The following is a 25,664-nucleotide window of genomic DNA, read 5'->3' as shown; positions in this document are numbered from 1 at the left end:
GGCCCTCCACTCGGTCGTGGGGTGCCGTGCCGCATCTCGGTGCCCGACGGTTTCCCAAGGTCGGTGGTGCTGGGTTCTGTCGTCAAGTGTCACGCTCACATCAGGAGTGATGCGAGGGTGATGGCTGCCTCATAGGAGTCGGCGGTCTTCTCGTAGCGGGTGGCGATGCCGCGCCACTGCTTGAGACGGTTGAAGCAGCGTTCCACGATGGTGCGTTGCTTGTAGAGCTCGCGGTCGAAGGCCGGCGGGCGGCCTCCGCGGCTGGCCCGCCGGGCCCGGTTGCGGACCTGGTCGGCCCGCTCGGGAATCATGTGCGGGATGCCGCGGCGGCGGAGCCGGGTGCGGATCGCTTTCGAGCTGTATTGCCGTCCACGGCCAGGCCGCGCAACCCGGCGACCCCGGTCCTCTTCGGCCGGCGGTCCGCAAGCCCACGGAGACCGCCGTCACCCGGATGCGGCCGGCCTCCCACGGCCCGTCGCGCCCGGACGTCCGGCTGCTCCCCGCCGTGCACCGTCCCGATGGCTACTTCCTGAGTCCCTCGAGCCTGGCCGCGTAGTCGGCAGTCAAGGGGGAACGCCCGACCTACCGGCATCGCCCCGCCCGTCGGGAGCTCCCCCACTTCCGGCCAAGTGAGGCGAGGGTCCGGGCGGTTACCTGTGACTCCGCATGGAGACGCCCGAGGGGACATCGTTGAGCATGTCCCTGGCAGATCATCGGCGTGAATGGCGGCGGGTCCGCGGGGAGCGTTCCACCGGAGGTGCGATGGCTCGGGGTTTCCGGCCAACCTGTGGCGCATCTGTTCCTTAGCGCCCTTCGGCCCCGCAAGATCTCAGTCGCTGCCCGAGCCAGTCGGCCGGGCGCGCGGAAGCAGGAGGACACGGGGCCGGCCGGGCCGCCGGTTCCTGTGGACGTCGACGGTGTTTGGAGGGGCCTTGTACGGGGGTGCCAGCAAGGGCAAGGCGCGGTTATCCGCGCGGTCATGGTGGCGAACGATTGGACTCGCGCTGGCCATGGCACTGGTGGTGTCGCTGGTGCAGGCGGGGGCCTTGCCGGCGGTGTCCGCGGCAGCGGTGGCGAAGAAGCCGCCGAAGAAGACGCCGAAGGAGGTGCCGCGGAATCTGCCCATCCTGTCGGTGTCGTCAGCGGCCAGGCAGAAACCACAGGCCGAGCAGAGGCAGCCGAAGGCCGACTTCAGGGCCTTGGCGGTCGGCGAGCATCCACGCTTCGACGCGCGGAGATCGGCACGGGAAGCCGTCGAGGCGCCGCAGACCAGCCTGGTCTCGCCGGTCGACGGCGCGGTGGTGGGCACGGACACGCCGGCACTCGAGGTCGCCGCGGTCGGTGACGGCGTACTGTACTGCTTCAAGATCTCCACCGGGTTCGACGGCCGCTCGGGCAGCGTGGTGGACTCCGGGTGCCTCGACCAGCCGCAGTGGACCGTGCCGAAGCATGTGTTGCACGACGGCGGCCGATACACGTGGACGGTTGCCACCGCGATGTCCGGTGCGACGACGGCGACGCCGCCGCAGTGGGTCGGTCACTTCACGGTCAACCAGCGGGTGGGCGATCCGGGGCCGGCCCCGACCGACCATCTCGGGCCGGTGACGGTGAACCTGTTCAACGGCAACGCGCACGTCGAGGCCGCCGGGCCGGCGTTCCAGACCGTCGGGGGGTCCGCCGGGGTCAGCTTCGCCTACAACTCCAGGCAGGGCGCGCCGCATGGTGTGCGCGCCTCGTACTTCAACGACTCGCGGCACTCGGGTACCCCGGACGCGACCCCGGTGATGGTGCGCGGCGAGTCCCAGGTCAATCTGGACTGGGGCATCGCGTGGACCGGCAACCCGGACAACCTGCCGTGGCGGGACAACCCGATGCCGCCGGCGCTGGACAAGAACTGGTTCGTCGCGCGCTGGGAGGGCCAGTTCAAGGCACCGGTCACCGGTGACTTCCGGTTCGGCGGCGCGCACGCCGACGGCGCGCGCATCTGGCTGGGCGACAAGGTGGTCTACGACAACCCCGACCCTGCCGATCCCGGCGACGACTTCCTGTTGCCCGGCCCGCACCAGGCCCAGGACGTGGCGCTCAAGGCCGGTCAGCTGGTGCCGATCCGGGTCGAGCTGTACCACCACTCCGACCAGCGTCCCCGCATGGTGCTGTGGGGCAAGAGCACCACCGGCCCCGATGACCAGCGCGTCCACAACCTCGAACCGCGGATCGTACCGACGGAGTGGCTGTTCTCCGGGGACTCGCAGTCCTTGCCGGCCGGTTGGACGCTGTCGGCGCAGTCCAGCGGCTACAGCCACGCCGATATGCTGGACGGCTCGGTGGTACTCACGGATTCCGCCGGCGGCAAGCACACGTGGGCCAAGGCCTCCACGGGCGGCTACACGCCGCCGGTGGGCGAGGACGGCGTGCTCGCCTTCGACACGGCGGGCCGGATCTCGCTCACCGAGGGCGAAACGGTGTCGGTGTTCAACCCCGACGGCTCGCTGGCGGCGGTGGAGTCGGTACTGGACGGCAAGAAGCCGGCCGCCCTGCAGTACCTCTACAGCGGGACACCGCCGCGGCTGACCCGGATCAAGGACCCGGTCTCCGGCCGGTCGCACCAGCTCTTCTACAACACCGACGGCAGTGACAGCTGCTACGGCGGGGTGTCCCGCCCGCCGGGCTCGGACCCAGCCCCGCCGGGGATGCTGTGCCGGATCCACTACTGGGACGGCAGCGAGACCCGGCTGTGGTACCAGATGGGCACCCTGGCCCGGATCGAGAACCCCGGCGCGGACATGCAGGACTTCGACTACCTGGGCCGGGCCTCGGCCAAGCAGCGCTACGACGAGGCGGGCGACAACGAGGAGGAGAAGCAGAAGGCCCTGGACAGCATCGGGCCGCTGACCACCCTTCGCGGCAGCCTGGCCTACGACTGGGTGGCCCACCAGGCCCCGTCCGCCGAGAACGGGTGCACCAACACCGGTGACATCGCCGCCGCCTGCACGGTGATCGGCTACGACTCCGTGATCGAGCAGCCCCAGGAACCACCAGCCCTGCGCGCGGTCCAGGTACTGGCCCCCGCCCCGGACGGCCGCTCCGGCGACAAGCGCGCCGAGCACTTCTACCAGTACTACCTGGAGCGCAAGCAGGCCACTGTGGCCCTGGCCGGAGTGTACGACTCCACGCGCTCGCGCACCGTGTCGTACGACGACGCCGGGCGCGCGCTGGTCACCACCGACTTGACCGGGGCGAGCATCTCGGCGGAGTGGAACACGAAGGACCAGGCCACGGCAGCGGTCGACAGCGCGGGCCGCCGGTCCACCACGGTCTACGACCACGCCGACCGGCCGGTCGACAAGTACGGGCCCGCGCCAGCGTCCTGCTTCGCCGGGCAGACCCCGACAGCCGCGTGCGCCGCGAAGGTTTCGCACACCCACACCTCCTATGACGAGGGTCTCGTGGGGCTGTCGGCCGCCTTCTACGACAACCCCGAGCTGGCGGGTGTGCCCCAGTCGTTCGCCACCGGGGTCGGTGCCGCGGACGGGGCGCTGTCACGGTCATGGGGAGCGAGCCCGCCGGTGGCGAACACCGGTGGCTGGTCGGGCCGGTTCACCGGGGAGATCGAGTTGCCCGCCGCCGGGGACTACGGCCTCGGGTTCACCGCGGTCGACGGCGTCCGCCTGTGGGTGGACGACGTGTTGACCATCGACAGCTGGAGCGACAAGGCCGGCACCGCGGTCACCGGCACGTACACCAACACCACGGCCGGCAGCCGGCACCGCGTACGCGTCGACTACTACAACCGCTCCGGCACGACCGGGGCACTGGACTTCACCTGGACACCGCCCGGCACCAGCGCCCCGGTCCCGGTGCCCGGGAAGAACCTCGCACCCCGCTACGGCTGGGAGACGGGAACGACCACCGACGACACCTCCGGCGGCGACACGGAACGCGCGCCGTCCAAGCGCGGCGCCACCAGCTACTCCGACCCGGCGGCGGGCATCGATCCGGTGTACGGGCTCAAGGTGTCCGCCACGGCCGACCCGGGCGGGCTGGGCCTCACCGCCCGCACCATCTACGAACGGCCGGGCACGGGATACCTGCGCAAGCTGGCCGAAGCGCTGCCGGCAGGCGACGTCACCAACCCCGACAGGAGCGCCACCACCACCTACTACGGCGACACCGAGACCCGCGCCAACCCGTGCGACCCGAAGGCCCCGGCCGCCAACCAGGGCGGCATGGCCAAGGCGACCACCGGTCCCAAGCCGGGCGGCGGGACGGCGTTCACCAGCGAGACGGTCTACGACGAGAGCGGCCGGCCCGTCGCCGAACGTGTCAACGACGAGCCGTGGAGCTGTACCAGCTACGACTCGAGCGGACGCGTGACCAAGAAGGTCTTCCCCGCCTTCGGGGACAAGCCGGCGCGCACGGTCAGCTACGACTACGCGGTCGGCGGTGACCCGCTCGTCTCGAGCGCCGGTGACGCGAACGGGTCGATCACCACCGTGATCGATCTGCTCGGCCAGGAGGTTTCCTACACGGACGCCAACGGCGTCACCTCAGTCTCCACCTACGACCAGGTCGGCCGGTTGACCACTGACACCACCACGGTCAAGGGCGTGTCCAGCACCGTGTCCTACGCCTGGAACGCCGCCAACCAGCTGACCCAGGTCAAGGTCGACGGCGTCGTCGTCGCCACCCCCACGTGGACCACCGCGGCCGAACTGGCCTCCGTCGCCTACGGCAACGGATCGCGCCTCGACTCGTTGACGCGCAACGGCTCCGGCAAGCCCACGGCGCTGACGTGGAAGACCGTGGAGTCCACCGTGGTCGACACCGTCACACGCTCCCGGGACAACCGCGTCACCGACGACGTGGTGACCGAGAACGGCAAGAACATCGCGACCTACTCCTACACCTACGACACGGTGGGCCGGCTCGTCGCCGCGACCGTCCCGCACCACCGGCTCACCTACCGGTTCGATCCGGCCGACGGGTGCGGACCGGCCAGGACCACCGGGCTGAACACCAACCGCACCGCGTCCACCGACAGCCGCGACGGGGCTCCCGCGGTCACCACCAGCTACTGCTACGACGCCGCGGACCGGCTGACCGCGACCGGCGGCGGCCTCGCGCTGGAGTTCGGCTACGACACCCGTGGTAACACCGTGAAGATCGGCGGCGACACCCTGGGGTACGACTCCACCAAGCGCCACATCTCCACCACCACCGCGGGTGGCACCGCCATCTCCTACACCCGTGACCCGGCCGACCGGTTGACCAGCCGAACCGTCACCGGAGCCGCCGACCAGTCGAAGAACGGGACCACCCGCTACTCCTACACGTCCAAGCAGGACGACGCGGACCTGGTCCTGGACAAGGACGGCGGTCTGCTGCAGCGGATCGTGGCACTGCCCGGCGGGGTGCTGCTGACCAAGAACTACGACAGGACCGCCACCACCAACTGGTCCTACCCCAACATCCACGGCGACGTGCTGTTCACCGCTGACGGCACCGCCGCCCGCACCGGCGCCCTGCACCTGTACGACCCGTTCGGACAGAACATCGACCCCACGACCGGCGCGTTCGCCGACATCCCTATCCCGGCCACCGCGGCCGGCGGCATGGACTTCGGGTGGCTGGGCCAGCACGAGCGGCCGGTGGAGCACCTCGCGGGCCAGCAGGCCATCGAGATGGGCGCCCGCGTGTACCTGCCGGTGCTGGGACGGTTCCTGCAGATGGACCCCGTGTCGGGCGGATCGGCCAACGACTACGACTACGTCAACGCCGACCCGGTCAACGGACTGGACCTGGCCGGGACGTTCTCCTGGAAGTCGGCGGTGCGCGTGGCGACCACCGCGGCAGAGGTGGTGGCGTTCGTACCCGGCCCGATCGGGACGGTGTCCTCAGGGTTGGCCGCGGCCGGCCAACTCGCCCAGGGCAACAAGGCCGCCGCGGCCGCGAACGCCCTAGGCATGATCCCCGGCGGGAAACTCGCCAGCACCGTGGCCAAGAGCGCAGCCAGGGAGGCCTCGACACTGGGCAAGGCCGCTGCGGCCGTCGAGAAGTGCAATTCCTTCTCCCCGGACACCTTGGTGGAGATGGCCGACGGCAGCACGAAACCGATCAGCGAGATCCGGGAAGGCGACCAGGTCAAGGCCACCGACCCGGCCACCGACGCCACTGTCGGCGAGCCCGTCGCGGGAGTCATCATCGGCCACGGCACCAAACACCTGATCGACATCGGTGTCGGGGGCTCGCGACAGGCGACGATCACCGCCACCGCCGGACACCCCTTCTGGGTCGAGGGCCGCGGCTGGGTGGACGCCGGGGACCTCAAGACCGGCGACCTCGTCCGCGACCCCTCGAGCACCGGCGCCGTGCGGGTCACCACGATCCACGACCGCGGTCAGGTCGCCGACCAGACCGTCTACAACCTCAGCGTCAGCCGCATCCACACCTACCACGTCCTAGCCGGCGCCACGTACCTCCTGGTCCACAACGCCGCGTGCCCCCTGCACGGCAACGACGCCGTCAAGGAGTGCCCGCTGTGCCGCCTGAACGGCACCGGGGAGCGCAAGGCGGTCGACACCGTGGCGGAGCACAAAGTAGGGGCCGAGGCGACCAGGCAGCGGACCAGCGCACCGGTGAACGCGATGAAGAACCTCGTCCAGCCACACGATGACGGCACCGGCGCTGCCGGGGCGATGGTCGCCGGCGCTTTTGCCATCCGACTGGGGACAAGCGCGGTAAAGGGCGTGGTCAGGAGGTTCCGGAGGTAGCGGAACGCTGTCCGGATCCCGGCCGCCTGTCGTTCGACCGGAACACACCTCATGACATGAAAGGACCACACACATGACCAGGACCAGAGTCAGGAAGAGAAGATCGCTGTGGCGAGCGGCGACCGTCCTCGCCGCGATGGTGGGCGCGGCCGTGGGGATCGGCGCCGCTCCGGCCGCCGCCGCACCTGAAACGGTCACGGGCTCGACGGCACTGATCCAGCTGAAGTTCACCAACGTCAGCAACGGAAAACTGCTGGACGTCCAGGGCGGCAGCTACGACGACAACGCGGCCATCTCCGTCAATCCGGCGCCGGGGTCCGCCACCACGTGGCGCATCAACACGGGCACCAGCCTCGGCTCGGGGTTCGCCATCGTCAACACCACCACCGGCAAGTGCATGGACGTGACCACGGCCCACTACCAGCTGCGGCAGCAGCCCTGCGATGGGCGCGCGTCCGAGCAGTGGTACTTCCAGCCGATCGACGGATCGGCGCAGAAGGCGTTCAGGATCCGCCAGGTCGGCGACAACTCCTGCCTGACCGTCCAGATACCTCCCGCCAGCGACAACTGGGTGTACACCTACCGCTGCGACAACACGCCGTACCAGCAGTGGACGCTGCCCTCCGAGGTCTACTCGAAGGCCTGGAACATGGCCGTGGACTACGCGGCCGGCCGGTGCAACAAGGACACCTCGACCTGCTCGTGGTCCACGACCACCCAGACACCGCCGTTCACGCTGCCGGAGGCGTGCGTCTCGCCGATCTGGTTCAACGACACCTCGACCACGATCCCGTGGGAGTTCTCGCTGAACACCTCCACGGGGTGGACCAACACCATCGGCTTCAAGATGGGGGGCACCCTGACCGTCGGTGGCGACATCGGTCTGGCCAAGCTCCAGCTCGAAGTCACCGCCGAGGTCAACGGCGCGACCTCGATCGACCTCAAGCAGGACATGGGCAACAAGCTGACCGTGAGCGTGCCCCCGCGCCAGTACGGGTGGGTCGCACTGTCCGAACTGGCCACCAAGGCGACCGGGACCTGGACCTTCGACGTCCAGGGGTTCCCGTGGACGGCTGACGACACCATCACGGTGCCCCTCAAGTACGACGTCAACGGCGGCGCGAGCATCTACAGCGCCCGCACCCGGGCGACGTTCACCAACTGCGCCGGAACGTAGGAGCGCCGGGTTCGGCCTGGACACGATGGCCCGACCAGGGCCGACCCCGGCGTCCAGGCCGAACCCGAGTCCGAGGGAGGGTCTGTCCAACCGTTCTTTTTGCGATTCCCAACGCCTGAGTAGCGTCAGGTGCGGCATGTCTACTGCCAACGGCTTCGTGCCCAAGGGTTGTCCGGCGGTCCAGGGTCCGGCCCGCTTCTCACCGGCACTCGTCGCCCTCACGGTGCGTCGGGTCGGGTGCGCACAACCAACCGTTGACGGCGAAGCGGCTGTCGGCGTGCTGTCGTCCAGGGCACTCGACCGGTCGTACCTCGTGCCAGGCGGTGGGTAGGAAGAACACGATGCTGTCGTGCTCGGGCTCCCAGTCCCGCCAGGTACGTTCCTCCCACTCGCCGGTCGTCTCCGTGTGCAGCGGCAGGGCGGCGTCGAAGACGCGCAGCTCGCCGCCGCCGAACGGCCGGGGCGTGCGGTGCACGTAGTACACGAACGTGAGCAGACGCCGGGGGGCGTACGCGGCACTGGTGTCCTGGTGGGGCCCGTAGAAGTCGCCGTCGTTGTGGACGTTGAGGCCGTAACGGGGCTCGGTGTGGCGGCAGTCGACTCCCAGCGTGTGCTCGACCGCCTCCCGGACGTCCTCGATGGCCGCCATCAGCTCGGGCGCCTCGAAGTCCGAGTACGACCTGGACCTGCGCAGGTCGGGGTCCAGCTCCCGGTCCCGGACCATGGAAGGCTTCAGCCGATCGCCCGTGGAGGCGAGGGCGCGCTCCAGCAGGACACCGGCCGTCCGCTCGCCCAGGAACCCGGTGATGCGACAGACCGTCACCGGCAGCCGCCAGATCGCGTCCGTGGACACCGGAGACAGGCCGTCCACCGTCATCGCCCCGCCTCGGACGGGTTCATGGCCGCGGCCTCGCGCAGCCTGGCCACTTCGGCCCTGAGCTCCTCCACGTGGCGTTGGAGCGCCTGGATGCAGACCAGGGCCACGCCGAGGCCGTCGACGACGGGGATCCTGGTGTCGTCCCGGTTGAAGCCGAAAGCGGCGTGCCAGTCCTGGGCCATCGGCCCGAGGTGACGGACGTCCTCGGGCTCCCAGAGGTAGCGCCAGGTGCTGACCGGCAGCGCGGCGACTGTCTCCAGGACGGCGAAGCCGTTGACCGCGCCGACCGGGGCCACGGCGACGCCTTCTCGCGTACCTGCCGCGTCAGGGTCCGGAGAGGCGGGGCCCGCCGCCCGGGCCCGCCGGTGGAGGATCCGCATCGTCACCGGCTCCAGTCGACCGGGACCACGTCCTGCTTGAGCCCGCGGTCACTGCAGAGCGAACACGGAGAGCCCGGTACGCCGGGCCCCTGGTCGGTACCGACGGTGATCGCCCCGTGGGCCCCGACGGGAGCGTGCACGCCGTCGCCGACGAGCGCGGCTTCGTAGCCGCCGAGCAGCTCCTGAAGGGTTCCGGGACCTAGGTTCTCCGGGGCGGTGATCGAGGCCACACCGTCGTAGTCGGTGTAGGCAGCCCCCAGCGACCGGCCGCCGACGGTGGCGAACACGACCTTCGCTCCCCGGATGGGCTCTCCCGTGATGGCGTCGGAGGCCATCGCGTGGATGTTCTCCAGTTGCATCTGGGTGACGTTCAACGTGGCCTGGCTGGTCGTGAGCCTGACCGGTTTCAGGCTGGGGCATTCCGCGCCGCTGCACGGCGCGGGCGACGAGGGGGTCGCGGTCGCGGTGACACCGCTCCCCGCCCCCAGCGACGCCAGAGCGGCTGCCATCACCGCGACGGTCCTACGACCCACAGAACCCATGTCCACTCCCTGGGAGCCGCCCGGGCGCGCTCCGCACCGGCGCGGGAAGGCCGGGACGGTCCTGGCGCATGCGGCACTCGACCGATGCCGCCCCCCGTGGGACGACGCGAACGACCGTAACCGCGCCCGTCCGGCATGCGCGTCCGATGAACACGACTACGCACCATCTGATGAACCGCCCACGGCGCCGTGACGAACGCGGACGATTCATATCGGCCAGCGAGTGGCCGCCCTGAGCACCCGCACGCCGAATCCCCTCCGCCGGACACGACCTCGATGTGGTTCTCGTGTCCGTCCGTCCGATACACGGCTGAATTCCGTGCGTGTGTCTCTCCGTTGAAGGCGCAGCAGACGGTGTCCACCACGTGGAGGGTCCTGGTGCAGACAGGCCGTCAGCCAGCAGCGGGACACTTCTCTCGGCCTGGAGGGGTGTGCTCTCACAGGCGGCGCTACGTGAGGTAACGCGGTGGCGTCGGGCTGGACGTCAGGACGGGGCTTCGTGCTGGTGGGTCCGGGCAAGCTCAAGTGCAGAGCGTGAGATTTCGGTGCCGGGGGGGTGAGGACGGCTGAGGAGTTCGGTCAACCCCTTGGGGGCTTGCCTCCAGTGGTCGGCGAGCGATATCTCTGCGCCGAGGTCGTCCAGGAGCTGGCTGATGACCCAGGCGGCTTCCGTGGGGCGGTCCCCGTAACCGTGCCCCCACCAGAGGTGATCGTGACGGGTGCACGGCGCCGGGTAGATCATGTTGTCCGTCGTGGTCACCCAAACGGTCCTATCCAAAATTACGGACCTGAGCCGAGCCCTGCTATCGGGAAGCCACAGCGGGGCAAGGAAAACCCAGACGCCCTGCCTCGTCGATCGGATTCGGACGGCAGGGATACCGGTGCTGTAGTCCGTATGGAAGGTAACGTCCTGCGCGTCATCGGCGAGGATCGCGTGCAGTGCGGAAGGAGCACATGGGCGAAGCTGTGTCGCCCACCGACGCGCGGCTGGGCTGTTGTCGTTCACTTCAGTGCGGGTGCCAAACGGCAGGAGGGTCGGATCGCGGAGCATCGCGATGTTCAGGCTCTCATAGGCCTCGAAGGACTGACTGGATGCGAGAGCCCGCCATCCCTCAGCGAGCACGTCACGGTCATCCGTGCGAGGCAGGGGGCACCCGTCGGCTGGATGGTGCGCTGCGATGAGGAGTGGGGCACCGTCTGAGCTGGTGCCGTGCTTGCCGAAGATGCGGATGTCGCTGTTGATGCTGTCGATGCGTTGATTGCGCAAGGAGTTGGCGAGGTCGGTGAGGGCTGCCTGAGCTCCCGGGACGCGGCGCCAGAGGTCAGCCGCTTCGCGCAGGATTGTTTCCTCCTCGTCGGGCAGGAGTTCAGCGTGAGTGACGGGTGCCCCTGGCGACCATTGGCTGATCACGTCGGCGCGTCGTAGGAGGTCCGGCCACCAGGGCAGGCGTTGCCCGACGAGTTTCGTGACTGTGCCCCACTGGGCCTCGTACTCCAACTGCGGCTGTGCGGTGTCGGCAGCGATCAGGGCTGGTCCGGTGGCGCCGATGTCGCCGTACAGGGAGCACACCGTGACCACGCCCTGAGCATCGGCGACCTCGGCAAGTTCTTCGGCCAGGGCGGACGCAGCGGCCCTGCCGGTCGTGTGAAGGATCCGTATGACGCCGAGGTCCGTCTCCCAGTCCATGGCCGGCCCCTGAGAGGTGGGCTGGAAGCCGACCCACTTGCCGGGGGCGAAAGTCCGTGACCTCAAGGCGGGGTTACGCAGTACGGCGCCACGGTCGCAGAACTGGTGGTGAGTGGCGGCCCAGACGTAGACCGCACTGCCTTCCCAGTACCAGTGAGCCTTCTGCCCGCGGGCTTGCTGGAACGCGTTGAGCTGCTCTCGCTCTGGGCGGGGGAAGTCTTCCACTTCCTCCAGGAGCTGGTCCAGTTCGCCCTCGGCCAAGTGAAGGAGTGCCTCCACTTCATGCTTACGCAAGTCCGCAGAGTGCCCTGCGCCCAATTGCACCCTCCTCCTCGGTGAGGCTTCCTGGTCGAGCCCGTGTGTCCAGGACTGACCCGGCCATACGGTCAGGCACGCGTCTTGACGCAGCGTATAGCGGTGCGGTCGGCGACGTGCGGCTGGGTCGCCTCCGCATGACCTGAAACAGCTTCAATGGGCGACAACAAGTCAACTTCCGGCGCATCCCGCCCTGCTGATCAGCGAACCACTTACGATGCTGGCTCGCTGCCCCTCGGCTGTCCACCGCGACCGGTCAGCGGCACGGTCCTCCGGATCCCCGGGGAGCACGGGGGCCTTGGTAGTCGCTTCCTGGGAAGGCATGGATGACCAGCGGAATCTGGCACCTGGAGCCCCGGCAGGTCCGGCGCTGGTACGAACACGCCGTGGCGGCGTCGTTTCATCAGCCCGGGATCCGTGCGTACCTGGACCTGCAGCGCCCGCAGGTCACCAGAGAGCGGCTGCGGGAGGCCTTCGATCACCCTCGCATCATCACTGAGGTGCTGCGTGCAAGCACGACGTACTCCGGTGTGCGGCAGAGGGCAGCCCGTGCGGACGCATTGCGCGGTCAACTCGCGCAGGCACGTGATCGATGCCGGATGACGCTGTTCCTGCCTCTGATCCTGGTCGTCCTTCTGTCCTGGTGGGTCGCCGATGTCGGGGTCGGGTTGCCGTGGTGGGTGGGAGTTGGTGCCCTTGTCACGGTGGCGGGGTACGGCGGCGTCCGGGAACTGCGGGACGCAGGAGGACGGAACAACCTCCTGGCCCAGGTCCAGACGGCTGCGCTGTTCATGGCTCAGGCAGTGCGTGCGTTCGACGCAGAGATGCGCCTTATGCGGTGGGCAACGCGCAGGCTGGGGCTGGTGATCGCTCCGGTCATGCAGCGTGAGATGACGAGGCTGCTCGGTCCCGACTACGAGTCGTTGTTCGTGGCTCGCAGCCACGAGGGGCTCATTGATGCCGGCAATGCGCGCTACTGGATCTCTACGCGCGCCGAGGCGGCGCTCCAGCAGAAGCTGGACCAGATGAGCGGTGGGGCGATTGCGATCTGCGGGCCGCGCGGGGTCGGCAAGAGCACTCTGTTGAAGAAGGCCTGCCAGGGCATCCTCAAAGGGCATCCCGATCGGCACTTCCACGTGATTGTCCAGACGCCGGCCAACTATCGGCCGGAGGAGTTCCTGCTCTCCCTGTTCCAGTCCGTGTGCCGCAACTACCTTGCCCTGTACGGGCGCCAACCGCGAGCACCGTTCCTGTTCCGCTCGCGGGCCCGAACCGCACACTGGCCACGCCGTCTGTACTGGTCATCTCGCCGATGGGTCCAGCTGCTGGCTGGGGCAGGGCTGGTGGTGCTGGCAATCCAGGACAGGGTCCGCGACCTTGCCGACGGCGCTTACCGGTCCGCTCGGCCCGCAGTGTCAGGCTGGGGAGCGGATGCATGGGAGTGGGCTGTGACCACGTGGCACGACTACCCCTTGCTCACCCACGGGGTGCTGGGCGCGATGGGAGTGGCGTTGATGTGGCGCGCCGACGTCAAAAGCTGGCACAGCGGGCGGCCGGTACGGCGCCTGGTCCGCGACTGCCACAACTACCTCGACCTCCTGCAGCGCATCCAGACCGTCGGCACCTCAACGTCTCTGGGAGCGTCAGGCGGCGGACTGACGCTGGGCATCGGCCGCAACCGCGGCAGCACTTCACGCAACTTCACCTACCCGGAGCTGGTCTGGGAGTTCCGCACCCTGCTCACGCGTATCAGCGCCGCGGAGCAGCAGGACAACTGGAAGGTCTTCATCGGGATCGACGAACTCGACCGCCTCGGATCAACAGAGCAGGCACGCGGGTTCCTCGCCGAGATCAAGGCCATCTTCGACGTACCGCGCGTGTACTTCATCCTGTCGGTGTCGGAAGACGTGGGCGCGGCCTTCATCCGGCGTGGCCTACCCGCACGCGACATCATCGACAGTTCCCTCGAAGACGTCATGGTCATCGAGCCCCGGACGCTGCCCGAGTCGAGAGTGCTGCTGCAGACCCGGGTTCCCGGCTTCACCGACCCCTTCGTAGCGCTCGTCCACGCACTGTCCGGGGGGATTCCACGTGACCTCATTCGCTATACCCGTAAGGTGACCGAGATCCACCGTAGAACCGGCGAGCCCGCCCTGGCGGCCCTGGCGCGCGAACTGCTTTGGGAAGAAGCCGCGCAAGCGCTGTCAGGGTTCCGCGTGCTGCTGGCCCACCAGGAAGGCTCCGCCCGATCGGCTCAGACCGTGCACGACCTGCACACCCTTGTCTCCCTGATCCGCAGCGCGGATCCAACGAGGGCAAACCCAGAGGTCGAGCAGCGCATCATCCACCTCGCCCACATGGCGCACCACCCCCCTCATGCAGACAGTGCGGATCCGGCTGACGAGCTCGGCCAACGCTGGGAAGAATTCTCCTGCCACCTCCACTTCATCGGCACCCTGCTCGAGGTCTTCGCACGCCGCAACTACGCCGCCCGCAAAGCCGCCTACACCGGCCCGACAAAGCCGCATGGCGACCTCCAGCGGCTCGCCGAAGCACGCCTCGAAATGACCGTGTCCCCACACAGCGCCCGCAAGATCCTGGAACAGTTCCGAACGCACTGGGCACTCCGCCCCGCCATCATCCCGCCGGCCACGCAGCTCCCCGCTCCCCCGGTCTCCGGGCTTCGGCCCGACACCCACGTCACGGTCCCCGGCAGCAGAACACTCTGACCAGCTCGTCGCCGCGTCGAAGCCCACGCAGAAGAGCGAGATCCGCGCTGACAGTTGGAGAACTGTGCCGGGCTATCGACCCGACGAAATCCGCCGACGGCGGTCCTGAGCAAGCATGCAGCCGGCTTGGTGCTGCGCCGCCAGCCGAACATCGGTTGACCACGCAAGAAGCCCATTGCCTGTCATGCGAAGTGAACGCCTGCACCCAGGGCGGCTCGGTGCAAACGGAACGCAAAGCCTTCACAGAAGCCCAGTTCAGGAAGGCCGGGCGCACGCTGTACCGGGTAGATCCCCGCTCCCTGGGGAGCGGGCCGGCCTCGGACGGCGGACAGCTCCACTGACTGCCTCGGCCGCCTGATCGGGTTTGGCGTCGGCGCATCCCTTGGGCCTTGCGGCGCGGCCGTCGGCACCCTCTCCCACCCTGGGCCCCATGGATGGCCGCCGTTGCTCTGAACGTCACCGCCGGCACATGGGCCTCGCCTGCGTGCTGGGCGTGGCGCCTGGAGGCCGGATGGCGGCGGGCTTGTCGTCGTGTTGCGGATCCGAGGTGGGCCCGCAGGATGGGTCTTGGAAGTCGGGGCGGAGGCTCGTCGAGTCCCCAGCCTCGGATCCGAGGGATCCGCGACTGACCAAGCGCATGCGACGGCTGGATCTCGACGAGAGCGGAAGGTAGGCACGACATGCCGGAAGCCTCATCGGCGCTGCGGTACGAGACGTTGTGCATGCGCCGGTCGGGTCTGACCCGCGACCTGCCGCCTGGCACTCCGGAAGAGCTCCAGTGGGTGGTCAACACTGCGACGTTGATCTTCGGTGAGCGTGACGCCGTACTCGTCGACACGTACCTCACCGTCGAGCAGAACCAAAAGCTCGTCGACTGGGTAAAGGCGCACGACCGCAATCTGGCCTACGTCTACATCACGCACGGCCACGGCGACCACGGCTTCGGCGTGAAGCAGCTCCTTGAGGCATTCCCGGGGGCCAAGGCGGTCTCGACCGCCGCAGCCGTGGCCAAGGCGAGGTTCGAGGGCACACCGCCCTACGTCGATACGTTCTGGACCTCGCGCTTTCCGGGGCAGGTCCCGCTGCCGCAGGTCTTCCCGGAGGTCCTGGACGCGGACACGTTCGCCCTCGAAGGGCACCCGTTGCGAGCGGTCGAGACCGGTTTCACCGACTGCGAGGGCAGCACCGCGCTGTGGGTGCCGGACCTGAGGCTCGTCGTGGCCGGCGATGTCGCCTACAACGGCATCCACCAGTACATGGGCGAGACCACCACCGCGTCACGCGAGGAGTGGATGCGCGCCACCGACACGCTCGCCGCACTCGACCCCGCCCACGTCGTCGCCGGCCACAAGAACCCCGACCTGCCCGACGACCCGAAGATCCTGGCCGAGACCAAGAAGTACCTGGCGGACTTCAACCGGCTCGACGCCGAGACCCAGACCGCGGCCGAACTGTACGAGGCGATGCTCGCGCTGTACCCGAACCGAGCGAACCCGGGCTCGCTGTGGGGTGGGGCGAAGCGGGCCAAGACACCACCACGGTGACAGCACTCCCGGCGCCTCAGCCGACGGTGTGCTTTGCGCGTGGACCTGCTCCGCCGTGGCCCCAACTGTGCTGTTCGCCCACGAACACCAGCGGTGTCTCGCGCAGCAGGTCTGCCTATGGCGTGTCGGCTGTCCCGGTCTGCGACCCGTCCGGCAGAGGGCGGGCCCTCGCCGGGTGGGGAGGGGTCAGCGACCGAAGGCTCCGCTGTCCGGGGCGTTGAACCGAGTGCGTGGCATGCGCATCCCCGAAAGCTGCTGGGCGCTCGTTTCGGGAGCGGGGCACGCGCACGTGGCGTGGTCATGGTCGCCGGCCGCCTCGATGCCGCCGACCGTGAAGGCTTCGCTGGTGGGGTCGTGGGCATCGGCCTGTGCGGGGGCGGCCATGGCCAGCGCGAACGCGGGCAGCACCGCCAGCAGCATGTTCTTCTTCATACCTGCGACAACGATCTTCACCGGCCTCGGTCACCCCTCGCCCGCCCCGATGCGGCGTCAGAATCCCGAGAGGACGGCGCGCTCGGTGCGGGTCGGCTGTGCCTTCCCCTGCCGCATGTACGTCCGGGCGGTGCGTGCGCGGCTTCGGTGATCGTTGGGTACCTGCCGACCCGTACCGCGCCGACGTTCTCCCGCCGGCCGCTGCCCGACTCCCGGTCTGCGGCCCTGGCTCCGTCCCGTGGGCTACCAGGTCACGGGCAGTCCCACCGGCCCGCGGATGAGCACGTCCTTCTGCCAGGTCACCTCGCCGGGGTCGACGGCAAGCCGCAGGTCAGGCAGTCGTTCGATCAGCGTGGTCAGGAGCAGCTCCGCCTCCAGCCGGGCCAGCAGCGGTGCCACGCAGTGGTGGGGACCGTAGCCGAAGGCCAGGTGGGGTGGGCCCTGGCGGTCGATGTCGATGCGGCCCGGCTCGGGGTAGCACGCGTCGTCCCAGTTGGCCGCCACGTACGAGACATACACGGCCTCGCCCCGGCGGATCTGGACCCCGCCCACCTCGACGTCCTCCGTGGCGACGCGTGGCTGTCCCACGCCGTGCTTGTGCGGAATCCAGCGCAGCAGCTCCTCCACGGCGGCCGGCACGGCCTTCGGGTCCGACCGCAGCCGGCTCATCAGGCTGTCGTCGGTGAGGAGTACGTACATCATGTTCGAGGTGTGGTTGCGGACGGCGTGCCAGCCGTTCAGCCCCATCAGCACCGCCAGAGCGAGCATCTCCTCCTCTTCGATCCGGCCGCTCGCGACCGCGGCTGCCAACGCGCTCGTGAGATCCTCCTGCGGCCGGGCCCGGCGCTCCCGGGCCAGCTCGCGGAAGTAGGCGCGGGCGGTCTCCTTGGCCTGTCGGGCCCGCTCGACGCCTGCCTCGTCCGTCGCCCTCGTCAGCACGGCGTCCGCCCACACGCGCAGGCGCTGCCGGTCGGCCTCCGGCACTCCCAGGACAGCTCCGATGACGTGCAGGGGGAACGGCGAGGTCACCTGCCGTACGAGGTCCGCAGGCGGCCCGGACGCCACCATGCGGTCGATCAGGCCGTCGAGTACGGCCTGTGCGCGCGGCCGCAGCGTCGCCATGGCCGAGCGGTTGAACGCCGAGGAGACCACGGAACGGACCCGGGAGTGATCTGGGGGATCCACGAAGCTGACCGCCCGGTCCAGCGGCACGAGGTACCTGTTCATGCTCGGCAGCGGCCGGCCGACGATGTCCCGGCTGAACCGGGGGTCGGAGGTGACGAACCGGACCACGTCGTGCCGCGTCGCCAGCCAGCACTCGCCAGCAGTCCCGTGCAGCAGCCGGACCCGGACGACCGGCGCTTCCCGCAGTGCCTCGCGGAGGAACGGGTCGAAGTCCAGCGCCGCCAGGTCGACGGTCTCGTACACGGGGGGAGCGGTGTCCCGCATCAGTGGCTCCTCGCCGGCCGGTCGTGGCGCAGCGGGGTCAGCTGCTCGATGCCGGAGCGGCGGCGCGGTGCCGCGGTGGCGGTGTGGTCGGCGGGTCCGTCCGCGGACAGGACGTCCATGAGCTCCTCGAAATACGGCTCGCGGTCCGGCGGCGGGGACGCGTGGAAGAACATCCGCGCCGGGCCTTCGGTGGGATGGGCGAACGCGTAGGGGCAGCCCGGCGGGACCTCGCTGACCGTGCCGGGTGTGGCGCGGACCATGCGGTCGCCCTGCGTGGACCGCCACCCGCGCCAGCCGTCGGGGGTTCGCACGCGCGGCTGGAAGGCGAGGACGTCGGCTTCCCCTTCGCGTACGTAGCGGAGCTCCTCGCCGCGGGTGTGGACGTGCGCGCCGATGTCGAAGCCGGGCGCTACGACGACCTCGCAGCTCGACGCGGTGCGCGACTGTTCGCCGGTCACCTTGAACGTCACCTGCTGCGCGGCGGTGCTGCCCGGACCGGATCCGGCCAGCAGGCCGCGCGCTTGGTCGACGGCGCCGCCCTCGTCGGACAGGCAGCGCAGCGCGTCCGGTACGACGACGCTCGCCACGTTTCCGTACTCGGTGAGCGCGGCCCGGCTGAAGCGCAAGGCCTCCGGGGGCACGCCCAGGACCTGGCTGAGATCGTCGAGGATCCGCGGCCCCCAGCGTGCACGAGGGAGAAGTCGAGGTCGGAGGCGTCCCAGCCGTGTCCGTCCGGCGAGGGCGCGCAGCGCGGGGGCGAGCGACTCCATGGTGCCAGGCACCCGCTCGTCGAGCAGGAAGTGGAAGCCGGTGGCGCGCACGGCGTACGCGATCTCGTCCTCGGTGTCCGGGACCAGGTACGAAGCGTTTCGCTCCAGGTGGATAGCGGCTCCGCCCGTCCCGCGGACCACTGTGGCGGCCACACCGTCACCGAACAGACCGTTGTCCAGCAGCGATCCGACGCTGACGTCGGTGGGCTGGTAGCACAGGGAGCACAACTCACAGGCCATGATCAGCGCGTTCGCCGCCGGGTAGGCCTTGCAGAGGTCGTGCGCCCGATTGATCGCGGCGCCGCCGCCCGCGCAGCCCAGCTGGGCGATCGGCGACTGCCCTGTGGCGGAGGGGAAACCCATCGTGTTGCTGGGCCAGGCGGTGAGCGGGGGCATCATGAACCCGGTGCAGGACACGTGGATGATCAGGTCGATATCGGCGGCGCGCAGCCCGGCGTCCTCAAGGGCTCGCCGTACGACCATGGGCACGCGGGCCTTGGCCTCTGCCGCGTAAAGCCGGTTGCGCTCTTCGAAGCCCGGGTGTGCGAGCGTCTCCTCGACCGGTTGCACCAGGTGGCGGGTCCGTACCCCGGTGTTCTCGATCAGGCTCGGTGTGAGGCCTGGTTGGGGGTGGTCGGCATGGCGCGAGCGCGCGAGTTCAAGTGTCGCCCCCATGGTGATGACGGACTCAGGAACCGGCACGGCCGGCTGACGTGACGTCGCCATGCACACACCCTCTTCCCCGCGGGCACCCAGAGCGCCCGGTCCGGCTCGACTCGCTGAGTAACGATCACCCTCGGTGGGGGTCACAGCGGTCCGCAGTCGGTACCGCGGTGTGGACCGACGGAGGGAAGTGAGACCGTTCGCCACGCTGCCCCGCGGGTGAACCTCCATCAGGTCACCATCATGCCCACCGGCCAGGCCGGCTGACCGGCGGTCCATCGGCGCGGGCCCGCCGCCGCGGCGGGCCTGCGTCGTTCATCTCAAGGAACCGCGATTGTGGACCGGTTGCTCGTGAACAGAGCCATGAAGCTGGTCGAGGCTCGACCAACTCGCCCAGGATTAGCGGTCACCGTGCTCGTGGGCGACGTCTCGGCGCCGGGCTCGCGGGCCGGATCGATGGGAACATGGTGAGCGTCGAGTCGGCGTCCTGCCGTGCTCATCAGCATGCGGCGGGGGCATGCGAGAAGGAGCCGCCCGTCCCGGATGAAGATCGGCGCCCCGGCATCACCGCCCTGGCGAAGGGCTCGGCGTCGCGGGGCGGTCTGACCTGCACACTCCACCTCGCCGGTGAAGGCGGATGCCGTCCGCCGGCATTCCCCGTCACGCCGGGCCGGTGGGGCGACGCGCCGCAGATGATCGAGGTCCTCGAACGCGTCCGCGTTCCCCGACCGCGGGGCGGGCGGCCACGCGCCCGACCAGAGCACCTCGGTGGCGACGAGGCATACAGCTCACGCCGCAACGAACGGGTCCTCGAGTATCGGGATGCACGGGGCAAAGCGGCGTCTCCGTGTGCTCGGTGGCCGTGACCCGGGCGAGCCTCGGTACACGTACCCCGTTCTCATGGGTCGGGCCCTCGTCGTCACGAAGGTGCAGAAGGCCGTAGGGGCCGGGAGGCACCTTCGCGACATGCTCGGACGGACCGACGGCATCAAGCGGGGAGCGGTGAGGGGGATGGCCTCTCGGGTGGGTGAACGGCTCGCCGTTCACCCACCCGAGATCAAGGAGGGAGGGCCGGCCATCCGGGCATGCGAAGCCGGGGCGCCTGGACAGGCCATCACCCAGTCATAACAATTCTTATAGCGCTCTGGATGTGCCTGGATGATTGGTGATGGATCCTGGGGTTGTCCCCACAGCCGCCGGATACCCGGCGGCACGCGGCTCGCCGCGTGACATCCCGTTCCCCACGACAAGGTCAGGCACATCCATGTCGAAGATCCTCATGGTCATCTCCGCCGCCACCAGCCTGCAGCTGGCTGACGGGTCCACTCACCCCACCGGCTTCTGGGCCGAGGAGGTCGCCGCCTCCCACCGCGTCCTCAAGGCCGCCGGGGTGGAGGTGGACATCGCCACCCCGGGCGGCGTGAGGCCCACCGTCGACGCGCTCAGCCTCAGCGAGCAGGGCGGCGTCTCCGCCACGGACGCGGAGGAGTTCAAGGCGTACCTCGCCGGCATCGCGAATGAACTTGCCACACCGCTGACCCTCTCCGACGTCACCATCGGCGACTACGACGCGATCTACGTCCCGGGCGGGCACGCCCCGATGGCCGATCTCGCTCGGGACGCCGACCTGGGCAGGCTCCTGAACGAAGCAGACTCCCAGGGCAAGACCGTGGCCGCGCTGTGCCACGGTGTCGCCGGTCTGCTGAGCGCGTCCAAGGCTGACGGCAGCTTCACGTTCGCCGGCCGTGACCTGACCTCGTTCACCGACGAGGAGGAGCGCCAGGGCGGCCTCGGCGAGAACACGCCGTTCTTCGTCGAGTCCCGGCTGCGCGAGCGGGGAGCAGTCCCGCGCACGGGTGCCGCCTGGAGCAACACGGTCGTCGTCGACGGCAACCTCGTCACGGGCCAGAACCCGCAGTCGAGCACGGCCACGGCCGAGTCCGTCCTCAAGGCCCTCTCCGCCTGAACCAGAGCGCCGAGCCCGATCCGACGGCCGTGGAGCCACCGGCGCTCCCGGCCGTCGGATCAGTTCCCGCAGCACCACGCACCCAGCGGCAGTCCCGCCCGCGAAGGAGAGAAGCCCGTGACAATTCCTCTCCTCAACCGGGGCCTTGACCACATCGCCATCCGTACGGACGACTCACGAGCGCAAGGTCGTGGGGGTGGTGTCGCTGGCACCGGAGGGGCGCCGCGCGGGCTCGCCCTCAACCGGGACCGCGGACCGCGGACCGCTGTACGCGACCGTCCTGTCCGCCGGCGGGCTCGCCCCGCTGGTCACCGCGCCCGTGGGCCGGGGCCCGATCACGATCCGCACCACCCCGGACGGCGACCGCGCGTTCGTCGCCGACCTCGGCTCGGGCACCGTGCACGTCGTCGACCTCGCCGATGGCTCCGTGGGCACGGTCCTGGACATCGACCCGGGCGACCCCGACACCACGCAAGGCGCCCACGGCATCGCCTACCTCCCCTGACGCACCCGCAGCCGTACGGAGGACGCTTCGATGACCCGCAGTCCCCAGGAGGCCTGTCGTGACCACGTCCGGGCGCTCGACTCCGGCGACCGCGACGCGATCGCCGCGAACTTCACACCCGACGCCGTCTTCGTCACTCCTGACTGCGACCTGCGCGGACGCGACGGTGTCAAGCAGGGCATCGGAGCCGCCCTGGCGCGCGTGGAAGACGGCGTGGACACCTTCGTCTTCCGCGACGGTCATCCCCGCGCCCGGCGGTCCGCTACACCCTGCCGGCCGGTCCTGCGGCCTGACGGCACGCGGCTCGGCGGCCTGACGGCACGCTCGCCCTGCGATCGAGACGCCAGTTCCTCTCGTGGCAGCCCCGCTGCCGACCTTCCTGATCTGACGCCCACCGCTGACGAGAACAACAGCCCACACGCGCCACGGACAGCGGGAGGTCGTCCCTACACTGAGCTGCCGCACCTCGCGTACCGGTGGCGGGCGCCCCGGGCAACGAAAGAAGGAAGAACGCGTGCCGAGCCTGGACCTGCTGGCCACATTCCTGGAGATCTACCGGGCAGGCTCCCTCTCCGCGGCGGCGCAGAGGCTGGGCGTGACCCAACCCGCCGTCACCGGCCAGCTCGCCCGCCTGGAGGACCAGATCGGGGAGCCGCTCTTCATCCGCTCCCGCAAGGGCGTCACCCCCACACCGCGCGCCGCTGCCCTCGCGGCCCGCGTGAGCCTGCACCTGGACGGCCTCCGCGACGCCCTCGGCTCCACGGAGACCGAGCCGGCGCTGCGCGGGACGGTACGCATCGGTGGCGCGGCCGAGATCATGACCCTCCGGGTACTGCCCGTGCTCGCCCCGCTCACCGGCCGCGGACTGCACCTGCGTGCGGCATTCGGCCTGGCCCGGGATCTCCTCACCGACCTGGCCGCAGACCGGCTCGATCTGGTCGTCTCCGCGATCCGGCCCCCACACCAGGAGCTCTTCGCCGTCCCCCTGGTCGACGAGGAGTTCCTCCTCGTCGGCCCGCCGTCCATGGCCCGCACCGTGGACGACGACCGGCTGCGCACCGCCCCGGCCGACGCCCTGGCCGCACTGCCGCTGGTCACCTACGGAGAAGAGCTGCCGATCCTGCGCCGTTACTGGCGCAGCGAGTTCGGGCACCGCCCCGCCAACCCCGTCGCGCTCGTCGCCCCCGACCTGCGTGCGGTCCTCGCGGCCGTCGAAGCGGGTGCCGGGATCTCCGCGCTCCCGCGCTACGTGGCCGAACCCGCCCTGGCCGCAGGCCGTATCGCCGAGCTCCACCGCTCCGAGGCGCCTCCGCTCAACACCATCTACCTCGCGGTACGCCGCGGCGCGCCGGCCAACCCGGCCCTCACCGTCGTGCGCGAGCGGCTTACCGAGGCGGCGGCCGGTTGGGGAGGGCTCTGAGCCGGCGGTGGCGCCGGGCTCGCGTCACGGCGTGAGGGAGATGAGGGTGCCTCCTTCGGCCTTCATGACCGCGCCCGTGGTCGCCGAGGCGCGGACGGAGCTGTGAGCAGGATCAGATGGGCGACCTCGGACGACTGGACAAGGCACCGGATCAGCGACGCCGGCCGGAACCGGGCGATGAACTCGCGTTGCGCGGCGTCGAACGTCTCCGCCTCGGGGCCTCCCGATCGTCCTTCAGATCGGGATCGTGTCCTTCGGTTCCGTCATGGTCGGCGCCGTACTGTACGTGGCGTCCGGGGGCATCGACGCGTGCCCCCGCGATGGCGGCGATGGCTCACGAGCAGGCTCCCGGCCGGCCTCGCCACCGGCCCTTGCCGGGCGCGGCGTACCACCCGGACACGGTCCTCCGAGCCCTCGGCGCTCCCCCGGCCAGGTCCAGATCCCCGGCCCGGGGTGCTTGCGCGGGTGGTCGCCCGGCCCTCTGAGACTCGGTGGGGTGCAGGGTGCAAGGAGCAGGGGGCGCAGGCGTAGCGTGGAAATGACCGGGAGGCAGGCGGACGTGCCGGGGCTCAGGACCAGACGGACGCGCGCCAGCGCGTCCCGCCCGACGGCCTGAATCCGTCCCAGCCCCATCCGATCCCGGCGGGCGGGCGCCGCACCGGTCTCCCGTAGCCCCGCCCTCGGGCGTCTCCCGGCCGGACGCGGTCCCGCCGTCGCACCCGTACTGGTGGTCGGGCCCCCGTCACCCCTTCCGGTACCGCGGGGCTGACGGCCGTCACGGCTGCCTCGCGACGCGGTTACGTAGGAGCACGCACTGACCCAGGCCCGGGACCCTCGGGCCCCTGAAGACAGGTGACGGACATGCGAACTGAGGCCGCCCAGCGGGTCGAGCTGGTCTTCTCCCTCTTCGATGCGAACGGAAACGGGGTCATCGACTCCGGCGACTTCGATCTCATGACAGGACGGGTCCTGGAAGTGGCGACCGCCTCGGACGCCACGGCCAGGGAGGCGCTCCGGGCCTCGTTCCGCCACTGGTGGACGGTCCTGGCCGCGGAGCTCGACGCGAACAACGATGGTGTGATCACGGTCGAGGAGTTCCGCCCGTTCGTGCTGGACCCGGACCGTTTCGGCCCCACGATCAAGGAGTTCGCCCGCGCCCTGTCCGCGCTCGGCGACCCCGACGGTGACGGGCTGATCGAGCGCCCGCTCTTCGTCTCGCTGATGACGGCGATCGGCTTCGGGAAGGAGAACATCCACGCCCTCTTCGACGCCTTCGGCCCGGATGCCGATGACCGCATCACCGTCGGTACCTGGGAGGCCGGCATCGTGGACTACTACGCGGCGGACAAGGCCGGGATCCCCGGCGACCAGCTCGTCGCCGTCCAGGCGGGCTGACCGGCCCGCCGCCTCGACCGGGGCCGTCCGCCCGCACGTCTGCCGTGCGGGAGAACGGCCCCGGCCGTTTCGGCTCGGCTCCCCGGACCGCCCTCAGGGGCGGCGGTCACTCCGTCACGGCCGGGGCTTGTGCGCGAACACCCACCGGTTCCCCTCCAGTGCGTCGTTCGGCTCGGGCAGCGGTCCGCGGCCGTGCCGGCGGCTGAACTCGAAGGGCGTGTGCATCGACGCGGACCAGCCGCGCGCCCGCAGCGTGCCCGCCGAGTCCGGCCGCGGCCCCTTGTCGAAGAGGTGCAGCAGGTCGATGCCGATCTGCTCCCGCGTCGCCGAGTAGATCGGGCTGTCGCGATACGCCATCAGGTCCTTCTCCAGCTTGGCCTCGAAGGCGAGGGCGCTGCCGTCGGCGGCCAGCCGGTGCACCGAGTCGACGAGGAACGTCTCGGCGGCGCCCGGCAGGTAGAACAGCAGGCCCTCCGCCAGCCAGACGCTCGGGACCGCCGGGTCGAACCCGGCCGAGGTGAGCGCTGCGACCCAGTCCGCGCGGAGGTCGACCGGTACGGTCACCCGCTTCACCCGCGGGGCGGCCGACAGGTCCCGGAGCACCCCCTCCTTGAAGGCGAGCACGCCCGCCCTGTCGACCTCGTACACCACCAGGTCCGACGGCCAGTCCAGCCGGAAGGCCCGCGTGTCCAGGCCCGCGCCCAGCACCACCACCTGTCGGGCGTCCCCGCGGACCGATCGCAGCAGGAACTCGTCCAGGACCCGTGTCCGCAGCCCGAAATACCGGGCGAACCTCCCCCACAGGTGGTTGCCGTCCCCGCCCGCGACCTGCTCGGCGCGGACCGGCCACCCCGCGCACGCGGGGGCGGCGCGGACGAAGTGCTCGGCGTAGACATCCTGGGCGAGGCTGTCGTGGCGGTGGGTCTCGATCGCCCGCGCCGTGGCGACCAGGAGCGCGGTCAGGCCCACGCCGCCGTCCACGCCCTCCGTCTCCGCCGCAGCGTCCGTGGTGGTGTCCATGTGTCCTCCGTTGCAGGGAATGG

Annotated in this window: 16 protein-coding genes and 4 pseudogenes; 10 read left to right on the top strand and 10 right to left on the bottom strand. The window is 70.1% G+C overall.

What is annotated here, in order from left to right:
- Nucleotides 1-95: 95 nt before the first annotated feature.
- Nucleotides 96-392 (bottom strand): annotated as a pseudogene (locus tag OG309_RS37510) (transposase); the annotation flags it as partial.
- Nucleotides 393-1,010: 618 nt separating this feature from the next.
- On the opposite strand from OG309_RS37510, the gene OG309_RS37505 reads away from it, so the two are divergent.
- Both OG309_RS37505 and OG309_RS37500 read left to right on the top strand, forming a co-directional pair.
- Nucleotides 1,011-6,770 (top strand): PA14 domain-containing protein, encoded by a 5,760-nt coding sequence (locus OG309_RS37505; protein ID WP_329427964.1) that lies wholly within the window; start codon nt 1,011-1,013, stop codon nt 6,768-6,770.
- 73 nt (nt 6,771-6,843) lie between these two features.
- Nucleotides 6,844-7,947 (top strand): RICIN domain-containing protein, encoded by a 1,104-nt coding sequence (locus OG309_RS37500; protein WP_329427963.1) that lies wholly within the window; start codon nt 6,844-6,846, stop codon nt 7,945-7,947.
- 199 nt (nt 7,948-8,146) lie between these two features.
- Here the strand turns inward: OG309_RS37500 and OG309_RS37495 are convergent, their stop codons facing one another.
- The 4 genes from OG309_RS37495 to OG309_RS37480 form a co-directional block, all read right to left on the bottom strand.
- Nucleotides 8,147-8,824 carry a 2OG-Fe(II) oxygenase gene (locus OG309_RS37495; RefSeq protein WP_329427961.1) on the bottom strand — a complete coding sequence of 226 codons (678 nt, stop codon included), beginning with the start codon at nt 8,822-8,824 and terminating at the stop codon, nt 8,147-8,149.
- Complete coding sequence (locus OG309_RS37490) at nt 8,821-9,120, bottom strand: tail fiber domain-containing protein (RefSeq protein WP_329427959.1); 300 nt, start codon at nt 9,118-9,120, stop codon at nt 8,821-8,823. Before OG309_RS37490 ends, OG309_RS37495 begins: the two co-directional genes overlap by 4 nt.
- Nucleotides 9,121-9,206: 86 nt before the next feature.
- Entirely contained in the window at nt 9,207-9,713 is a 507-nt protein-coding gene (locus tag OG309_RS37485; RefSeq protein WP_329427957.1) for a hypothetical protein, read from the bottom strand.
- A gap of 517 nt (nt 9,714-10,230) precedes the next feature.
- Nucleotides 10,231-11,727 carry a hypothetical protein gene (locus OG309_RS37480; protein WP_329427955.1) on the bottom strand — a complete coding sequence of 499 codons (1,497 nt, stop codon included), beginning with the start codon at nt 11,725-11,727 and terminating at the stop codon, nt 10,231-10,233.
- A gap of 347 nt (nt 11,728-12,074) precedes the next feature.
- On the opposite strand from OG309_RS37480, the gene OG309_RS37475 reads away from it, so the two are divergent.
- Together OG309_RS37475 and OG309_RS37470 are read left to right on the top strand one after the other, a co-directional pair.
- Nucleotides 12,075-14,477 carry an ATP-binding protein gene (locus OG309_RS37475; RefSeq protein WP_329427953.1) on the top strand — a complete coding sequence of 801 codons (2,403 nt, stop codon included), beginning with the start codon at nt 12,075-12,077 and terminating at the stop codon, nt 14,475-14,477.
- Nucleotides 14,478-15,157: 680 nt separating this feature from the next.
- A complete protein-coding gene (locus tag OG309_RS37470) occupies nt 15,158-16,021 on the top strand; it encodes an MBL fold metallo-hydrolase (RefSeq protein WP_329427951.1) in 864 nt (287 codons plus the stop codon).
- A gap of 186 nt (nt 16,022-16,207) precedes the next feature.
- Here OG309_RS37470 and OG309_RS37465 read toward each other — a convergent pair whose 3' ends face one another.
- The 3 genes from OG309_RS37465 to OG309_RS38230 all read right to left on the bottom strand — a co-directional run bounded on the left by OG309_RS37465 (nt 16,208) and on the right by OG309_RS38230 (nt 19,398).
- Entirely contained in the window at nt 16,208-16,453 is a 246-nt protein-coding gene (locus tag OG309_RS37465) for a hypothetical protein (RefSeq protein ID WP_329427949.1), read from the bottom strand.
- A 243-nt stretch (nt 16,454-16,696) separates the two neighbouring features.
- Nucleotides 16,697-17,902 (bottom strand): cytochrome P450, encoded by a 1,206-nt coding sequence (locus tag OG309_RS37460; RefSeq protein ID WP_329427947.1) that lies wholly within the window; start codon nt 17,900-17,902, stop codon nt 16,697-16,699.
- Nucleotides 17,902-19,398, bottom strand: coding sequence for a cupin domain-containing protein (locus tag OG309_RS38230; protein WP_443067621.1), 1,497 nt, complete (start codon nt 19,396-19,398; stop codon nt 17,902-17,904). Before OG309_RS38230 ends, OG309_RS37460 begins: the two co-directional genes overlap by 1 nt.
- Before the next feature lie 371 nt (nt 19,399-19,769).
- Between OG309_RS38230 and OG309_RS37445 the strand changes: the two are divergent.
- A pseudogene (locus OG309_RS37445) lies at nt 19,770-20,183 on the top strand (IS5/IS1182 family transposase); the annotation flags it as partial.
- A 28-nt stretch (nt 20,184-20,211) separates the two neighbouring features.
- On the opposite strand, the pseudogene OG309_RS37440 reads toward OG309_RS37445, so the two are convergent.
- Nucleotides 20,212-20,382 (bottom strand): annotated as a pseudogene (locus tag OG309_RS37440) (Imm7 family immunity protein); the annotation flags it as partial.
- Between the two features lie 217 nt (nt 20,383-20,599).
- Between OG309_RS37440 and OG309_RS37435 the strand changes: the two are divergent.
- The 5 genes and pseudogenes from OG309_RS37435 (at nt 20,600) to OG309_RS37415 (ending at nt 24,621) form a co-directional block, all read left to right on the top strand.
- Nucleotides 20,600-21,301, top strand: a complete 702-nt coding sequence (locus tag OG309_RS37435; RefSeq protein WP_329427946.1) for a type 1 glutamine amidotransferase domain-containing protein — start codon at nt 20,600-20,602, stop codon at nt 21,299-21,301.
- 145 nt (nt 21,302-21,446) lie between these two features.
- The gene (locus OG309_RS37430) at nt 21,447-21,806 is read left to right on the top strand and encodes a hypothetical protein (protein ID WP_329427945.1); all 360 of its coding nucleotides are present in this window, start codon (nt 21,447-21,449) and stop codon (nt 21,804-21,806) included.
- Between the two features lie 30 nt (nt 21,807-21,836).
- Nucleotides 21,837-21,956: pseudogene (locus tag OG309_RS37425) on the top strand (nuclear transport factor 2 family protein); the annotation flags it as partial.
- A gap of 364 nt (nt 21,957-22,320) precedes the next feature.
- Nucleotides 22,321-23,226, top strand: a complete 906-nt coding sequence (locus OG309_RS37420) for a LysR family transcriptional regulator (RefSeq protein ID WP_329427944.1) — start codon at nt 22,321-22,323, stop codon at nt 23,224-23,226.
- Nucleotides 23,227-24,087: 861 nt separating this feature from the next.
- Entirely contained in the window at nt 24,088-24,621 is a 534-nt protein-coding gene (locus tag OG309_RS37415) for an EF-hand domain-containing protein (protein WP_329427942.1), read from the top strand.
- A gap of 114 nt (nt 24,622-24,735) precedes the next feature.
- On the opposite strand, the gene OG309_RS37410 is transcribed toward OG309_RS37415, so the two are convergent.
- The gene (locus OG309_RS37410; RefSeq protein WP_329427941.1) at nt 24,736-25,641 is read right to left on the bottom strand and encodes a class I SAM-dependent methyltransferase; all 906 of its coding nucleotides are present in this window, start codon (nt 25,639-25,641) and stop codon (nt 24,736-24,738) included.
- Nucleotides 25,642-25,664 lie beyond the last annotated feature (23 nt).

The organism is Streptomyces sp. NBC_01268, from assembly GCF_036240795.1.
Taxonomy (GTDB): domain Bacteria; phylum Actinomycetota; class Actinomycetes; order Streptomycetales; family Streptomycetaceae; genus Streptomyces.
The sequence above is the reverse complement of the archived record's forward strand: the minus strand, read 5'-3'. Positions and strand labels throughout refer to the sequence as shown.

Coding starts and splice junctions, on each gene's coding strand:
- OG309_RS37495 (WP_329427961.1), bottom strand. CDS start 8,824: ATGACGGTGGACGGCCTGTCTCCGGTGTCCACGGACGCGATCTGGCGG.
- OG309_RS37465 (WP_329427949.1), bottom strand. CDS start 16,453: ATGAAGAAGAACATGCTGCTGGCGGTGCTGCCCGCGTTCGCGCTGGCC.
- OG309_RS37410 (WP_329427941.1), bottom strand. CDS start 25,641: ATGGACACCACCACGGACGCTGCGGCGGAGACGGAGGGCGTGGACGGC.
- OG309_RS37505 (WP_329427964.1), top strand. CDS start 1,011: ATGGCACTGGTGGTGTCGCTGGTGCAGGCGGGGGCCTTGCCGGCGGTG.
- OG309_RS37435 (WP_329427946.1), top strand. CDS start 20,600: ATGTCGAAGATCCTCATGGTCATCTCCGCCGCCACCAGCCTGCAGCTG.
- OG309_RS37415 (WP_329427942.1), top strand. CDS start 24,088: ATGCGAACTGAGGCCGCCCAGCGGGTCGAGCTGGTCTTCTCCCTCTTC.
- OG309_RS37485 (WP_329427957.1), bottom strand. CDS start 9,713: ATGGCAGCCGCTCTGGCGTCGCTGGGGGCGGGGAGCGGTGTCACCGCG.
- OG309_RS37460 (WP_329427947.1), bottom strand. CDS start 17,902: ATGCGGGACACCGCTCCCCCCGTGTACGAGACCGTCGACCTGGCGGCG.
- OG309_RS37470 (WP_329427951.1), top strand. CDS start 15,158: ATGCCGGAAGCCTCATCGGCGCTGCGGTACGAGACGTTGTGCATGCGC.
- OG309_RS38230 (WP_443067621.1), bottom strand. CDS start 19,398: ATGGCGACGTCACGTCAGCCGGCCGTGCCGGTTCCTGAGTCCGTCATC.
- OG309_RS37500 (WP_329427963.1), top strand. CDS start 6,844: ATGACCAGGACCAGAGTCAGGAAGAGAAGATCGCTGTGGCGAGCGGCG.
- OG309_RS37475 (WP_329427953.1), top strand. CDS start 12,075: ATGACCAGCGGAATCTGGCACCTGGAGCCCCGGCAGGTCCGGCGCTGG.